This window comes from Paenibacillus sp. cl130 (genome assembly GCF_900116035.1).
Lineage (GTDB): Bacteria > Bacillota > Bacilli > Paenibacillales > Paenibacillaceae > Paenibacillus > Paenibacillus polymyxa_B.
Genome location: NZ_FOYG01000001.1, coordinates 1,015,545 through 1,031,846, shown reverse-complemented (window position 1 = coordinate 1,031,846; position 16,302 = coordinate 1,015,545). Strand labels below are relative to the sequence as shown.

Below are 16,302 nucleotides of genomic sequence, written 5' to 3'. Positions count from 1 at the left end.
TATACAATTGTAAGGAAGTTGTTGATTAGAATGAATTATGTGGGGGGCAACATGGTTATTTGAATCACAAAAAATCACATGAAAAATCACAATTCCGGCGAATGAGGGCGGATGTAGACGAATAAAACTTTCTGAAGATAAGCCCAAACAAGCTATACAATAGAAGATAAGTTTTACGACGTTCCTCTGCGAGAGTGAATCAAAGATGGGCGGCATGATGTAATAGGGTTGGAAAAACCTTATGCATCAAGGGCTTCTATGATTAGACGCCCTGTTTGACCACATAGCGTAAAACAAAAGGCTGATTATGGACTCTCTCATAATCAGCCTTTTTAATGATCCAAAATGCAGTGTTATATAGATTTACACATGATCTATAAGGGTTTTTCGGTTCATTACATTTAAAATGAAAGCGTTGACATGTATTTTAACCCGCTATATACTTAGCTTAATTAAATGAATAGCTCTAGGATTGTTACTGTTACGCAGGCAAAACCTAAGGAACAAAATGTTAAGATCCAAGGATCTTATGTATTTTGTTATCTTAGGTTTTTTTGTTTATAGAGAGAGGAAGGTTAAATACAAGTGGTTTCGGCACTCTGCTGAAGCCATTTTCTTCTATTTATATGTTCACATCTGAGAGGAGCAACAAACTTGGAATACAAATATGAGCTGGTCCAGGCAGACAATCATTTTCCGTTAAAAATTATAGTTCATTCCTCAAATGAACCAGCGTACATACCTGGGCATTGGCACGACAGCATCGAAATATCCTATGTGCTTTCAGGAAGAATCGATAACATCTATATTGATGGCGCGAGTTATAGCTCCAAAGAAGGAGATATTGTGCTTATTAATTCGAATGCCATTCATTCCTTTTCTGTAACTAAGGGAAAAAGAAGAAAGGCTATAACCGTTCTGATTCCTTCTGAATTTATTAGAGCAAATGTTAACGGCAGTAACCCCATTTCATTTGACTGTATATCCATTTTCGAAACTAACGAGCAGAGATTACAGCATTTTGCGGAGCTGCGTGATTTGCTAAACACCTTATTTGTGGCTTATCTCAACCAGCATAATGACTCTTTAGCACATATCCATTTAACATCGCTATCTTATAAACTGGTGTATCTGTTATTAATGCATTTTAAAATGGATAATGAATCTATCCGTGGCTTTAACTCCGATAAATATTTGGAGCGGCTGACGTTGATAACCGATTATATCAAAAAGAATTACGATCAAAGCTTATCCTTGGATTCGATAGCTCAGGTTTTTGGGTTGTCTCCCGAATATTTGTCCCGGTTTTTTGTGAAGCATGTAGGGATGACCTTATTTCAATATATCAATGCCATCCGTCTGGAGAGATCTTATCGTGTTCTTATGAATACGGATCATTCCATTATACAAATTGCGCTGGAGCACGGATTTCCGAACGAGAAGTCTTTTGCCAGGGTATTTAAAAAGGTTTATCAGGCAACACCGCATCAATATCGAAAAGAGAACAAGGGGTATTCTGGAGCAAGGAGTCAGTAATTGACCTGAATTAGGCTAATAAAAGACAGGATACAAATAAAAAAATCATTAAAATAAATAATGTAAGCGTTTTATTAATGGACCCGGGAGGTAAGACATCATGTTTAAACGGTTTCAAAAGGCTGCTAAAACAACTATGTTATTCACTTTAGCTATCGGTACGACCCTTGCTTTCAATTCCGGTGCATGGGCCAAGGATGTAAAGATACAGCCCACCTCGTACCGGACGGTTGCGGAGGTTAAGGATTGGGGAGCAGCCATTACGAAGATCATTGTTAACCTGGGTAAGCCAGTACCTAAAGATGCGATAACAAAGGATACATTTAAGGTGCATGTGGGAAGAAGCGACAATAGGCTGGTAAATCCCTTTATTGAGAATGGCAACCGGAAAGTCACCAAGGCCTATGTATCGGACAAAAGTGGCAACCCTGTAAATAAAACCGGAAGCTACGTTGTATTGGAAATGGAAATCGGCCCGGCCTTAACACTAAGCTCCGCTATTCATTATGATGCGGCAGGCTCTGGGTTTAATGCATGGAATGATAACAAATACACGATCACGCAGCAAAAAGTTATTAAAACCAAATCAGGAACGATTTCCGGCTTGAAGATCGATACTTCCGCAGGAGAGATACGGAAGCTGGTTGATCAATTTTCAACCGGCAAAGCTACTTTTGACGGGATTACTTTAACCTATGCGGACTATGCACCGTCAAAAGACAAAGTGAAAAACCCCTTGGTGATCTGGCTGCACGGTATGGGTGAGGGAGGTACCGATCCGACGATTCCGATTTCCGGAAATAAAGCAGCGAATTTTGCTTCTAAGGATATCCAATCCTATTTTGGCGGGGCTTATGTGTTGGCACCTCAGACCCCAACCTACTGGATGGATGGCTTTACAGGCTTTGGGGACGGAACCTCCAAGTACGAGCAAGCATTGATGTCCTTAATTAAGGAGTACGTGGCCCAAAACAAAGACATTGATACAGATCGAATCTATATTGGCGGAGACTCCAACGGTGGTTACATGACTATGCTGATGATCCGTGATTATAAAGATTATTTTGCAGCAGCTGTGGTGGCCTGTGAAGCCTTAAAGGACAGCCTTATTACCGATGAACAAATAAACGAAATGAAGAACCTGCCGATCTGGTTTGTGGCTGCCAAAACCGACACCGTAGTACCGCCCAACGATTATGCGATTCCGACCTACAACCGTTTAGTGAATGCCGGAGCAAAGGATGTTCATATGTCGTTATTTGATAACGTAGTGGATACCTCTGGTTTGTACAAGAAGAGCGACCAAACACCGTATGAATACAACGGCCACTGGTCCTGGATTTACGTGTATAACAACGAAGTATCGAAGGTGATTGACGGAAAGAAAACAACCATGATGCAATGGCTGGCCTCCAAAACATTGGACTGAAAGGTATAGCTAGCAAATGAAAATAGCAATATGATGTAATAGGCTTCTTTAAAGTTCAATGAAAAACTATTGAAAAATAGATTATGCTTTTGGGAAGCCAGCTTTACCGTACATTCTCTGAGTCATTCGTTAACAACACGTTATCGCTCGGCATTATCAGTTCCTTATTGGGTTTTCGCAAAATCCTCATGTATAAAACTCCGTCAACAAATAATTGACGGAGTTTAATTGTTCTCTTTCACTTATTCACTTCAATCAGCCCATCCGGTTTTTCCCGATTAGAGAGTAATTCGGATACCGTAACGAAGGTGTATCCTCTCTTCTTGAGCTCGGGTAGAATAATTTTCAAGGCTTCAACGGTTTGTGTACTTTGATGTACATAATCGTGCATGAGGACAATGTCGCCGTTACGGGCGTTGCGAAGGACTTTATTAGCGATGCGATGCACACCAGGTTTTCGCCAATCTAAGGTGTCCTGATGCCAGGACCATAAAATAATTTTCAGCCCTTTCTCCTTGGAGAGCTTAACCAGCGAATCGGTATAGGAGCCGCCGGGTGGCCTAAAAAGATGGGTTCCCGTACCAGTTGCCTGAACGATGCTCGCCTGAGCTTGATCCAATTCGGACAGAGCTTTGTTGCGGGAAATGTACTGAAAGGATGAGTGAAGAAAGGTATGGTTGCCAACTTCATGCCCTTCTTCTCGTTCCCGTTTGACAAGGTGAGGCAGCTTTTCGACACGACTGCCGACGACAAAAAAGGTCGCTTTAGCATCATATTCTTTAAGCAAATCCAAAATGGCAGGCGTGTTGCTTTCGTCAGGTCCGTCATCGAATGTGAGAGCGATAAGCTTACGATGGGTAGGAACTTCCCATACAATGTCGCCCCGTTCTTCGTAATAGGCCCTTCCCTTTGTAGGAGCAGGGGAGGCGTATGATGTGGCTTGTGCATTGGTAGATGGAGTGGGGCAAGAGCTGATACACAGTAAAGAAACAGCGATTCCAGCGCACAGCAAACGGTTATATTTCATAAGGCTTCTTCTCCGTTCTAACGTATTCTCACATTAGCTTGCCAAGAAGAAGCATATACCATTCCTCGTTTCTGAAATTCATCCATTCCAATCACTTAAAATTAGATCTAATTGCTTCTTCAGCAAGGCGCAGATTACGGAGTTATGCTCAAAAAGAGTGATAGCTTGCTTGTTGATAACATCCTGTACCCATGATAAGTTGTACATATCCATCCTTGGTTTCAATGTGCAGTTGAGGTAGGTCATTGTCCAGTTCGTGAGAGTCTTAATCTAACGAAAAATGAAGAGGTCGACGGGACAAGCCGCAAAAGCTGATCTGAGGTCAAGGAGCTGCGACTCGTTCCTGAACTTCGAACAGGAGATGAGACGGGATGAAAACAAATGAAAAAGAGTTGCGAGCTATTAGTCTGACGTTAGAAGCGGGCGAACACATCCGATCATATATGGGGTGTACGTATGATTTGAAACAGAGCTCCCAGAAGATATCGCTTCATGGAATGCTGGCAGTGACGTCCGAACGAATCATCTTTTATTCCTGCACTATGGGTACTCCTTGGGTCAAGTTCATCAATTATCACCATATTTCACTGGCTAAGCTAGATAAGGATTTGTCGGATTCTAGGGGGAACATCACGCTGATCAATCAGGGTGTGAACGAGGTGTTCACCCACCTGCCGAGTGGAGATTGTATAGAGGGCTTTGTAGCTGTACTAGAGCAAGAAGCAGGTATCTCTTGTGAGAACTAATGATTATGGAAAACAAATAACTAAAACCTCCAACTTCGTAATGTGCCAAGAAGGCTCCTTACAGAATTTGGAGGTTTTTTTTGTCTTTTAATTAGAGAGAGATATGGATCGAGCGCTAACTCAATAGGGTTATAACCAATAAATTATATAATACCAGCGGCAGAATGACATTGTTGTAGGCATAGGAGCGATCAGGGGTTGTGGTGCCTGAGAAGGGTGAGTGATATTGCTGAGGGACTCTCAGATACAAATGATCCGCATCGATGTGCACAATCGTTCCTTCATATACTTGATGATCCATCGTTTGGACCCTGACCGTGTGATTCATGTAGGGGCTTAATTGATAATGCAAATGATCGCGGATATTTTTGAGTTCGGCCTGTAACTCCGGTCTAGCTTGATATAAAGTTTGCGGACTGACGGTGTTGTACGGCATTCGCCTCTAACCTCCATACCATGTAATGATGCATCGTATGCAGGAGTCTATGTCTTTGTGCTCATACCTATAGAGAGTTGCTTTTACAAAAAGAAAAAACATTAACATTTTACTCCAGCCCACTTGACGTTCCCTTTACATCGAAACGATACACTTACTGAGGTTGGTTTGAAAAGAAAGGGGCGATCCGTTTTGGGTGAGCTTAACAAATCTATGGGACTGGGGACGAGGAGTCAGCAACAGACTTCGTCTAAAGCCCGCATACGCACGGGTTCGCTAAAAATTCAAAGACTGCGCGAAAACGCGCTGGCGTATACCTTTTTGGCTCCATCGCTTATTTTGTTTGCTGTATTTATGTTTTATCCGATGATCAAGTCCGTTTATCTCAGCTTGCATTCTACAGATCCCGCAGGAAACGTTGCAGCTTATGTGGGGTTAGATAATTTCACTACACTTTTCAGCTCGGGACTGTTTCTGCAAGGGATTAAGGTGACACTCCTGTTTGCACTGCTAACAGTACCAGTAGGTATTTTATTGGCGCTGGTACTGGCTGCACTTACACACAGTAAATTACGGGGAATGCGTATCTTCCAGTTTGCCTTTTCGCTGCCGATGGTGTTGTCGGTCGGTTCATCTGCGGTCATTTGGAAATTTCTTTTTCATCCGACACTGGGGATGTTCAACTATCTGCTTTCCCTGCTACATATCAACCCGGTTCCATGGCTGACCAGCCCGGATTGGGCGCTGTTCTCAGTAGCCATGATGACCATCTGGATGAATCTAGGCTTCAATTACATTATCTTATCAAGCGGACTTCAAGGAATTCCAGATGACATGTATGAAAGTGCCAAAATGGACGGAGCTGGCCCGCTCGTCACGTTCTGGCGTATCTCCATGCCACTGTTATCACCGACGATCTTTTTTGTAACAGTAGTTTCCATCATTGGAGCCTTCCAGTCTTTTGCTCAAATTAACATTTTGACCAAAGGCGGCCCGGTGAACAGTACGAATGTATTCGTGTATTCCATCTATCAGGAAGCTTTCGTTAATTTCCGGTTCGGAACGGGGAGCGCGCAGGCGATTGTCTTGTTTGCTGTCATTCTGCTGCTCACGATGATTCAGTTCAAATGGGTGGAAAGAAAGGTGCATTACCAATGAAAAGACACCTGAATTCAACATTGCTGTATGTGCTGCTTACGATTGCAGCTGCTCTCATTTTGTATCCGGTTATATATACGTTTTTTATGGCAGTCATGTCGCCGGAGGAAGCAAGCGCTTATCCACCAAGCTTTCTTCCACATTCTTTTCATTTGGCGAATTTCACTGAAGTGTTTGAAATTGTTCCGATTGCAGCCTTTATTGGAAATACATTTCTCATTTCGGGTCTGACCATGATTGGGCAGCTGATTACAGCTAGCTTGGCGGCCTACGCTTTTGCCAAAATGGAATTCAAGGGAAAAAACTTCATTTTCAGCATGTTTGTAGCGACGATGATGATCCCTTGGGAAGTGACCATTATTCCGAACTACCTGACGGTACGAAGCTGGAACTGGCTTGATACATATCAAGGATTGACGGTTCCTTTTCTGGCGACGGCATTCGGAACATTCCTGTTAAGGCAATTTTTTCTCCAGCTTCCCAAGGAACTGTTTGAGGCGGCTCGTATGGATGGGTGCGGGCATATCCGTTACTTTCTGTTCCATGTGCTTCCGTTATCGCGCCCTGCGCTCGGAACACTGGCTGTGTATTCGTTCCTGAATATGTACAATTCGTACCTCTGGCCTTTACTGATCACCAATAGCGAGAATATGCGCACGGTACAGATCGGAATATCCATGCTCGAATTTCAGGAATCGACTTCATGGAATCTGGTATTTGCGGGTACGGCCCTTGTCATTTTACCGTCTCTGCTCCTGCTAATCTTTGGATTAAAACAGTTGGTTCGTGGAATGGCAGCGGGTGCGCTTAAAGGCTGAGCACATATGTCAAATGAAAAGCAACACCTGCGCAAGCAGCCCATATACAGAGCTTCAACACACAAAAATATCGCAAGAGAATGCCAATTCAAGAATCATTTAATCAAAGGGAGAGAAGAGAGATTATGAGATTTTTTCGTCTGAAAAGTGCATTGACCCTGCTTATTCTGACTGCCATGGTGGTTGCAGCAGGTTGTAGCAATAATACTGCTGCAGAGAAGCCGAGTAATGGTAGTGATGGGGGAGCAGCGGCTTCTCCAGTGAAGCTGACTTGGTGGCATTCGATGTCCGGTAACGGTGAAAAAGCAATCAAGCAGATCGCTGCTGACTTTAACGCCAGTCATAAGGACATTCAGGTAGAGCCAGTATATCAAGGCAAATATGATGACAGCTTGAACAAGCTGAAAGCGTCGCTTGGTTCCAACAGCGGACCGGACATCATTCAGGTATACGAAATCGGTAGTAAATTTATGATCGACTCCAAAATGATCACACCTGTACAACAATTTATTGATGCAGATAAGTTCGATCTGTCGCAGCTAGAGCCGAATATTACACGATACTACACGATAGATGGTAAATTGAACGCCATGCCGTTCAATACGTCAAACCCGATTTTATATTACAACAAGGACGCATTCAAAGCCGCAGGACTTGATCCAGCTAATCCTCCGAAAACGTATGATGAGTTCGAAAAGGCTGCAAAAGCCTTGAGCAAGGATGGTAAATCCGGTGCTTCCATTGCCATCTACGGCTGGTTTATGGAGCAACTGTTTGCCAATCAGAACGCGGATTATGTGAATAATGGCAATGGTCGTGATCAAGCGGCAACGGAATCCATGCTGAATTCGGATGCCGGTGTAAAAACGCTGACGTGGTGGAAGAAAATGATCGATGAAAAGGTTGTATCCAATCTGGGACGTAACTCGGACGACACGGCAAAAGCTTTTTCCGCAGGACAAATTGCGATGACGCTGGATTCCACCGCTTCGCTGCGTAATATTGTGGAGCAGGTTGGCGATAAATTTGAAGTAGGCACAGGATTCCTGCCAAGAGCCAATGAAGCTAAAGAAGGCGGCGTGGTTGTAGGCGGCGCAAGCTTGTACATCATGAACAACAAGCCCGAAGCTCAGCAGAAGGCAGCATGGGAGTTCATTAAATTCGTCGCTTCCCCAGCTGTACAGGCACAATGGAGTGTAAATACCGGGTACTTCCCGATCACGAAAGCAGCCTATAACGAGAAGGTACTCAAAGATAATATGGTAAAATATCCGCAATTCCAGACGGCGGTTGACCAATTGCACGCATCGGCACAATCCACCGCTACACAGGGCGCGGTGATGGGCGTATTTCCAGAAGCGCGTCAAATCGTAGAAGGTGCAATTGAGGCCGTTCTGAGTGGCCAGCAACAGCCAAAACAGGCATTGGATCAAGCTGCACAAGAAATTACAGGCAAAATTGCTCAATACAATCAAACCGTAAAAAAATAGTCGGCCTTCCCTTAAAATCGGTTGATAATCTGTAGAATGGCCCCCTTATCATCCGATTTTATGACATAACGGATCGAATGAGTGACCCCCTCACTTATTCGATCCGTTTTTGCATTTTCATTTTTAGAATGAGTGTTTAGACGAAATGTCTAAAATGAATTATTTTCATTTTTCCTATTGCTGGATAACTAAAAATGGGCTTATAATAAATACATAATTTTTGTACTGGACGGTCAGTTCAAAAAAGGAGGAAGCATGAAACAGCAGACAAAGGAAATTATTTTTAACGGCGCACTCAAAGCTTTTTCCGAACGAGGCTTTAATGAAACAAATATGGAGGAAATCGCCAAGGTATGCGGCATAGCCAAGGGCACCCTGTATTACAATTTTAAAAACAAGCAAGATTTGTACATTTATATTTTGAAGATGGGGATGGAGCGTTTTGTCCGGGATATCCATGAAGCAATGGCTCATACTCCTAAAGATCAGGTGGAGCTTAGGGTTCGTAAGCTGATCCAAGTACATATTGAGTTTATTGTGAGAGAGCCGGACTTTTGCCGTCTATTGGTCAGTAAGGGCTGGGTTTCACAAGAGCAGCATTTTAATATTAGGCAGGTGCTGGCTGATTATTTTGATTTTATGGAGGCAGAGATCGATTCCGGTAAGTTATATGGGAAAATTTCAAGTAAGCTGGATGCCAAAACAACAGCCAATTGCTTATTTGGGATTTACATTTTCGCTCCGATGCGGTCTATGGTTTGGGGCGAAACGATGAATCTGCAAGAGGTTCGAGAAAGTATTGAAGTATTTGTGTGTAATGCATTGGGCATGCAACATTAATAGACAGATGGAGTGATGAGAACATGAAAGCTAAAAAATATACGATTTACGTCGTACTTATTATTTTAATCGCGGTTGGAATATATGCCTTGACTGCTTTTCCACGGGGTGGAAGCAGCTTGTCTGCGGATCAGTCTTCTTCCATTCCTACGGCTTATGTGGAGTCGGATACCCTCAATGCCAGCTTTAAAATGGCAGGACGGATTGACCAGATGCTCGTCAAAGAAGGCGATCAGGTTAAAAAGGGGCAGGTGTTAGCACATCTGGAAAGTCGCGAGTTAGAAGATAAGGTGAAGCAGGCACAGGCGGCATTGCTGGCAGCCAAGAGTAATGTATCCAAAGCAAAAGCTGGAGTGTTGCAGGCTCAAGCAGGAGTAGGCCAGGCACAGGCCACTGTGAGTGCTGCTCAGGCCAAGAAAAGCCAAGGTACGACATCGGTCAGTGTGACCGCAGAGGCTTCCTCCAGCCAGATTGAACAGGCCAAAGCGGCTGCGAACGCCGCCAAGGCAAAACTGGATGCCCTCAAGAGCGGGGCAAGACCGCAGGAGCTTGAGCAATTGCAAGTATCTGTGAAGATAGCCAAGGAAACGCTGGACCTGACCGTTAAAAATTTGGAGCGTGCCAAAAAGCTTCAAGAAGCCGGAGCAGCAACCCAGGCATCTTTGGATCAAGCGACATTGGAACATCAACAGGCAGTGGCCAAATATAATGCAGAGTCGCAAAAATTGGATATGGCACGGGAGGGAAGCCGCAAGGAGGAAATTACGGCGGCTGAAGCTCAATACCGTCAAGCCTTGGCTGCGGTGAAGGAAGCACAGGCAGGAGCGGGCAAAGTTGCTGTACAACAGGAAGATGTCAAAGCTGCTCAGGCTTCGGTAGAGCAAGCGCAATCCGCTGTGAAGGCGGCGCAATCCACAGTTGAGCAGGCTCAATCTGCGGTTGCAGGTGCCAATGCTCAGGTAGCCCAAGCGGAAGCCGCGCTTCAAGAGGCTCAGACCTATTTGAGCTACACTACGCTATATGCGTCAGAAGATGGAATCATAAAATCCAAGTCGCTTAGCTTAGGTGAAATGGCTAGCGCAGGATTCCCGGTCTATACCATTGAAACTTCGACACAACGTTGGGCTAAATTCTATGTACCTGAAACGTCTCTGAACGGTCTTCAAGCAGGGGATACAGTCCAAATTAAATTGCTGTCTGGCGGTAAGGAGCTGAAGGGTAAAGTCATTCTGTTAGAATCGGCTGCGGACTTTGCCATTCAAAAACCGAGCCAAAGCTCCGGTGACAAGGATGTCCGTTCCTTCGGTGTTAAAGTAGCATTGCCAGACCTTGCTGCTTCGGTTCCAACAGGCTCCACGGTTCTGTTTACAGGCAAAGGGGCGCAGTAATATGCAGGATTCACAGGAAAGACTTCGTATCCGCGATGTGTTTCGCGAGGAATGGCTGAGCATCTTCCGGGACCGCCGCTTTATGGCTATTCTGCTGATTACGCCGATTGTGTATACGATACTATTCGGCTTCCTATATTCACATCAGCGGATTACCGAGATGCCTGTCACAGTGTACGATGGAGATAATTCACAGCTCAGTCGCCAGATCATTCAGGCGTTCGATTCGACCGACTCATTTGCCGTTACACGGCAAGCGACCAATCAGGAAGATGCTGTCCGTCAGGTAGAGACCGGGGAAGCTAAGGTCGGAATCGTCATTCCCGACAACTTTACGACTCGGCTTAAGCATGGGGAGAACCCACCCGTGCTCACGCTGATTGACGGCAGTAATATGATGTATTCCAATAGTGCCAGTCGGATTGCGAATCAGGTCATTAGCAGCGTGAGCGCTGGAGTATCGGTCAATTCCATGAAACAAAAGGGAATGAACGCCGATCAGGCCGCGTCGACGCTGACTACCATCCCGTTCCGATCCAGAGTGCTATTTAACCCGGTATATGATTATAAGCTTTTCATGCCCCTAGGGGTTATTTCTGCGGCTCTCCAGCAGTGTTTGCTGCTTGGTATTGCGTTGTCTTGCACGCGTGATAAGGAAGCAGGGACTTGGGGGAGATTTGGTGCATGGAGAAATACCCCTTGGCGTATGGCTATTGCCAAACTGGCACCGTATTATGCAGCGGGAGCTTTCAATGTGTTGACTGTATTCAGTATCAGCGCTTTATGCTTCGATATTCCGTTTAGGGGACAGGTACTGCCGTTGATTTTAGTGTCGCTGGCCTTTAACTTTGCACTGTGCGGGTTAGGATTCCTATTCAGTCTCTTTTCCAAGACTAGAGTGGATGCGACCCAAACCCTGATGTTGATTGCTGTTCCTTCCTTTATGCTATCAGGCTATACGTGGCCATTAGAGGCAATGCCCGGCTTCTTGCGGGGGCTTGCTGAAATATTGCCACTGACGTATTACCTGGATGCTGTACGGAATATCACGCTCAAAGGACTGGATATCACATACATCTTCAAAGATATGATTGCCTTGGGCGTCATTGGTTGTGTGAGTCTGCTGGTGGCCTTCGCGATCTATCCGTTATTCTTTAGACAGCACCAGACGACAGGGCAGCATGCCGATGTGCCCGCTCAAGAAGGATTCACGCTAAAAGGCTGAGAGCAACTTTAAATATGGATATCGTAAAAAGGCAGATCAGGAGTAAACCCTGATCTGCCTTTTGCTTATTCATATGGTTTAAAAGTGGAAAAAATATTATTGCGGCGGCTTAAGATCCTCGATAGAATCAATCGGTACATAGGATGGAACGACAAGCCCGGACATAACGCCAGTCATGCTGGTTCCGATGTCATCCACCTTATCCTTGAATTGAGCCCAATAATCAGCATGCGTCAATGGAAGCCAAGCGGCAGCAGTAGCATCTACACTTCCGCCGGCCACGCCAGTCCACATTGGGCCGATTTCCACTTGCAGGGCTGTTACTTTATAGCCCAATTTTTGTTCCAATACATATTTCAATACGTTCGTACTAGCAATTTCAGAATCCCAAGCAGCGTAGCTCAGCTTCAAAGGATCACCGTTGACGGGCTGTAGACCCTTGATCCATTCCTGAACCTTGTCAGGATGTTTATCAGCCCAGTTCTTAGCAGCCTGCTGTGGGGCGGTACCGTCCTGAATCGCGATCATCACTTCACCCATATCTTCAGCAGTCCACTTAAATCGGCTTAGAAATTCATAAGCCACAGGAGCATCCTGCTTCAAGCCTTTGCGGGCGATGGTATGAATTTCTTCCTTATCACCGTATGCTTTTTTAGGATCTTTCAAGTATTTTAAATCATATTTATTAAACATCCAGTGAGGAGTCCAACCTGTTACGACGATAGGCTGCTTGGCTTTGATAGCTTTATCCAGTGTAGCGGTCATAGCAGCTCCAGAGCTTTCAAGCAGCTTCCAGTCGGATAAGCCATAGTCATTCATAGCTTTAGCGGTTAGCTTCATTAGTCCGGCTCCAGGGTCGGTACCGACAATGCGGTAGCCGACCTCTTTGCCAAAGTCCCCAGTTGTGGCGGAAGCCGGAGCCGCTTCGGCTCCGTTATCCTGCAAATCAGTAATCGATTTAACATCCATGTAAGCTGGAACGACCAATCCGGTTTTAACACCACTCATATTAGCCCCAAGATCGTCGAGCTTATCCTTGTATTTAGCCCAGTAATCCGCGTGGGTTAACGGCAGCCATGCGGCAGGTGAAGCATCTACATCACCACTAGCGACACCCGTCCACATAGGACCTGCTTCCACTTGCAGTGCGGTTACTTTATAACCTAGTTTGTTTTCCAAAATATATTTCAGCAAATTCGTGCTGGCAATTTCAGAATCCCAAGCCACATAACTTAGCTTGAAGGTATCACCATTGACAGGTTGCAGTCCTTGAGTCCATTCCTGAACCTTGTCGGCATGTTTCTCCGCCCAATCCTTGGCAGCTTGCTCAGGACTGGTTCCGGCTTGAATGGCGACCATCATTTCACCCATATCTTCTGGTGTCCATTTGAAACGTTTCAGAAACTCATAAGCGATAGGAGCATCCTGTTGCAATCCTTTACGGGCAATCGTATGAATACCCTCGGCTTCACCATAAGACTTCTTAGGGTCTTCCAAATATTTGAGATCATACTTGTTGAACATCCAGTGAGGAGTCCAACCTGTAATAATGATCGGTTTTTTCGCTTTAATGGCTTTGTCCAGTGTGGCCGTCATGGCTGCACCGGAACCTTCAACGAGCTTCCAATCAGACAAATTGTAGTCTTGAATTGCTTTGGCAGTCGATTTCATAATGCCTGCCCCGGCATCAATACCGATAATTTTGTAACCGACTTCTTCGCCAACCGGGTTGGCAGCAGCGTTACCTTTGCCAGATGCGGAATGATCCGTACCAACAAAATATTGAGATGCACCAGCGATCAAAATGACAGCTGTAACTGCAGAAGTAATCCATACTTTTTGCTTGCTGGATACGCGGCTTTTGCCTTTTTGCGTAGGTTTAAACAGGTTTTGCGTAAAACGGTCAAGCACAATAGCCAGAACGACAACAGCTAGGCCGGCTTCAAAACCTTTACCGATTTGCAGCTGTGTCACAGCACGGTACACAACAGCACCGATGCCTTCTGCACCGATCATGGAAGCAATAACAACCATGGACAGTGACAGCATAATCGTCTGGTTAATACCAGCCATTAAGGTAGGCAATGCCAGTGGAAGCTGAACTTTGAACAGCTTTTGCGCAGATGTTGAACCGAAAGCGTCTGATGCTTCGATCAGCTCACCCGATACTTGCATAATCCCCAAGTTGGTCATACGAATGGTTGGGGGGATAGCAAAGATAACAGAAGCGATAACACCTGGTACAACACCTAGGCTGAAAAAGGTAACCGCTGGGAGCAAGTACACGAACGCAGGCATCGTCTGCATAAAATCAAGTAAAGGCGTGATAATGCGTGATGCGGATTTACTGTATGCACACCAGATCCCGATGGGAATCCCGATAACAATGGATACGAGCGCAGACGTGATGACCAGTCCCAGCGTATTCATTGTTTCACTCCAATAGCCGAGATTATCAATTAGCAGGAAGCCGATGACAGTAAACAGCGTAAGCTGAACCCGCCCGATCATAAAGGCGATAATCCCGATAATCACGATGAACACCAGAGGGTGCGGAAGCATGAACAGGCCTGAGAAAAAGCCTACTACAGCTTCTATAATGGAAGAAATAACATTAAACAATCCAGCCAGATGAATACCCATCCAGTCGACAATGGATTGAATCCACTCAGCGATTGGCAGTTTCGGTATCATGGGCATTCACCTCCTTCATAGTGGTAACATCTCCACCAAGTGCGCCGAGCAATGCTCCACGGACGATAACGCCCAGTAGCTTCTGCTTATCATCGACTACAGCCAGCGGCACTTTGGACGAGCTTGTAATTTCAAACAAATCATTAATGACAGTCTCGGCAGGAACCTGCGGTCCGTCAGTGATCAAAATATCTTCAATCTTCAAATTGTTGCGCAGTGCATGCACAGCATCCTCGGCGTTAATAACACCCAGTAGCTTTTTGGTGCGGTCAATGACGAACAAATTGGAAATCCCACGCTCCCGCATCAATTCCAGAGCCACACGCGGACCACGATCCATGGTAATGGTTTCTGGACGAAGCATGACATGAGCAGCCGTCAATACCTTGGACAGATCCACATCCTCGACGAAGCGGGCTACATAAGAGTTAGCCGGTTGGATCATAATTTCTTCCGGTGTACCGATTTGTACGACCGCACCGTCTCGCATCAATGCAATCCGGTCACCAATCCGCAACGCTTCATCCAGATCATGGGTGATAAACACAATTGTTTTCTTCATTTTATCTTGAAGCTCCAACAGCTCATCCTGCATGTCACGGCGAATAAGAGGGTCCAATGCACTGAACGCTTCATCCATCAGAAGTACTTCAGGGTCATTAGCCAGCGCCCGTGCCAGACCGACACGCTGCTGCATACCGCCACTCAATTCATCGGGCATTTTATCGCCCCAGTTTTTAAGACCAACCAGTTCCAGCGCTTGTTGCGCTTTTTCCTGACGCTGTGCTTTTTCTACCTTTTGAATTTCAAGACCATATTCTACATTTTCTAGTACAGTCCGATGTGGGAACAGGGCGAATTTTTGAAAAACCATGCTGATGGTTTTACGACGAACTTCACGAAGTTGTTCTTTGTTCATCTTACGGAGATCTTTGCCGTGGACCAGAATTTCACCGGAGGTAGGCTCAATCAAGCGATTTAGCATTCGCACCAAAGTGGACTTGCCACTGCCCGATAGACCCATAATTACGAAAATTTCACCTTGCTTAATTTCCATGTTGGCCTTATTGACACCAACAGTAATCTGTTTTTCTTTGGCCAACTTTTCCTTGCCCCAGCCTTGCTCCAGGAGCGGAACACCTTGCTCTGCGTGAGGACCAAAGAGTTTGCTGACATTTTTGACTTCCAAAATCGTCATACATACACCTCTTCTTTCTATACTTTGCTTGGTATTAACCCCATGTTGCATTAAGGATTGAGTATAAAAATCATAATTCTGAACATCCTGAACGGTTAATGACAAAATTAATTGTAACAGAAGCATTGCTTACATTTCAAACAAAAAAACTGTTCATAAAGTACGTACAGAAAAAACTGTACAAAGTTTCCTTTGATATGCTCCTTCGTTCTATAGAATGCTCAAACATTCGGAACTTTACAACCGATAGTGCTTTTTTTAAAATAGACAATGAAATATAACCATAAGAAAAAGATTTATGTATATCCATAATTTTA

Annotated in this window: 13 protein-coding genes; 9 read left to right on the top strand and 4 right to left on the bottom strand. The window is 44.9% G+C overall.

The window, feature by feature from the left end; all coding sequences use genetic code 11:
* Positions 1–654: 654 nt before the first annotated feature.
* Positions 655–1,536, top strand: coding sequence for an AraC family transcriptional regulator (locus BM358_RS04885; protein ID WP_028543067.1), 882 nt, complete (start codon positions 655–657; stop codon positions 1,534–1,536).
* A 100-nt stretch (positions 1,537–1,636) separates the two neighbouring features.
* Entirely contained in the window at positions 1,637–2,965 is a 1,329-nt protein-coding gene (locus BM358_RS04880; RefSeq protein WP_028543066.1) for a prolyl oligopeptidase family serine peptidase, read from the top strand.
* A gap of 238 nt (positions 2,966–3,203) precedes the next feature.
* Here BM358_RS04880 and BM358_RS04875 read toward each other — a convergent pair whose 3' ends face one another.
* A complete protein-coding gene (locus tag BM358_RS04875; RefSeq protein WP_023987570.1) occupies positions 3,204–3,992 on the bottom strand; it encodes a polysaccharide deacetylase family protein in 789 nt (262 codons plus the stop codon).
* A gap of 371 nt (positions 3,993–4,363) precedes the next feature.
* Here BM358_RS04875 and BM358_RS04870 point away from each other — a divergent pair, with 371 nt between their 5' ends.
* Positions 4,364–4,738: a PH domain-containing protein gene (locus BM358_RS04870; protein ID WP_023987571.1), complete on the top strand. Its 375-nt coding sequence runs from the start codon at positions 4,364–4,366 to the stop codon at positions 4,736–4,738.
* 115 nt (positions 4,739–4,853) lie between these two features.
* Here BM358_RS04870 and BM358_RS04865 read toward each other — a convergent pair whose 3' ends face one another.
* On the bottom strand, positions 4,854–5,174 hold the full coding sequence (locus BM358_RS04865) for a hypothetical protein (RefSeq protein ID WP_023987572.1): 321 nt from the start codon (positions 5,172–5,174) through the stop codon (positions 4,854–4,856).
* 192 nt (positions 5,175–5,366) lie between these two features.
* On the opposite strand from BM358_RS04865, the gene BM358_RS04860 reads away from it, so the two are divergent.
* The 6 genes from BM358_RS04860 to BM358_RS04835 all read left to right on the top strand — a co-directional run bounded on the left by BM358_RS04860 (position 5,367) and on the right by BM358_RS04835 (position 12,093).
* On the top strand, positions 5,367–6,332 hold the full coding sequence (locus tag BM358_RS04860) for a carbohydrate ABC transporter permease (RefSeq protein WP_028543065.1): 966 nt from the start codon (positions 5,367–5,369) through the stop codon (positions 6,330–6,332).
* Positions 6,329–7,150, top strand: coding sequence for a carbohydrate ABC transporter permease (locus tag BM358_RS04855; RefSeq protein WP_023987574.1), 822 nt, complete (start codon positions 6,329–6,331; stop codon positions 7,148–7,150). Before BM358_RS04860 ends, BM358_RS04855 begins: the two co-directional genes overlap by 4 nt.
* Positions 7,151–7,275: 125 nt before the next feature.
* The gene (locus tag BM358_RS04850; protein WP_028543064.1) at positions 7,276–8,640 is read left to right on the top strand and encodes an ABC transporter substrate-binding protein; all 1,365 of its coding nucleotides are present in this window, start codon (positions 7,276–7,278) and stop codon (positions 8,638–8,640) included.
* Positions 8,641–8,895: 255 nt separating this feature from the next.
* The gene (locus tag BM358_RS04845) at positions 8,896–9,480 is read left to right on the top strand and encodes a TetR/AcrR family transcriptional regulator (RefSeq protein ID WP_023987576.1); all 585 of its coding nucleotides are present in this window, start codon (positions 8,896–8,898) and stop codon (positions 9,478–9,480) included.
* 23 nt (positions 9,481–9,503) lie between these two features.
* Complete coding sequence (locus BM358_RS04840; RefSeq protein ID WP_023987577.1) at positions 9,504–10,868, top strand: HlyD family secretion protein; 1,365 nt, start codon at positions 9,504–9,506, stop codon at positions 10,866–10,868.
* Between the two features lies 1 nt (position 10,869).
* Positions 10,870–12,093 carry an ABC transporter permease gene (locus BM358_RS04835; RefSeq protein ID WP_028543063.1) on the top strand — a complete coding sequence of 408 codons (1,224 nt, stop codon included), beginning with the start codon at positions 10,870–10,872 and terminating at the stop codon, positions 12,091–12,093.
* A gap of 96 nt (positions 12,094–12,189) precedes the next feature.
* Here BM358_RS04835 and BM358_RS04830 read toward each other — a convergent pair whose 3' ends face one another.
* Entirely contained in the window at positions 12,190–14,787 is a 2,598-nt protein-coding gene (locus tag BM358_RS04830; protein WP_028543062.1) for a glycine betaine ABC transporter substrate-binding protein, read from the bottom strand.
* A complete protein-coding gene (locus BM358_RS04825) occupies positions 14,762–15,985 on the bottom strand; it encodes a quaternary amine ABC transporter ATP-binding protein (protein WP_028543061.1) in 1,224 nt (407 codons plus the stop codon). The genes BM358_RS04830 and BM358_RS04825 overlap by 26 nt, the downstream gene beginning before the upstream one ends.
* Positions 15,986–16,302 lie beyond the last annotated feature (317 nt).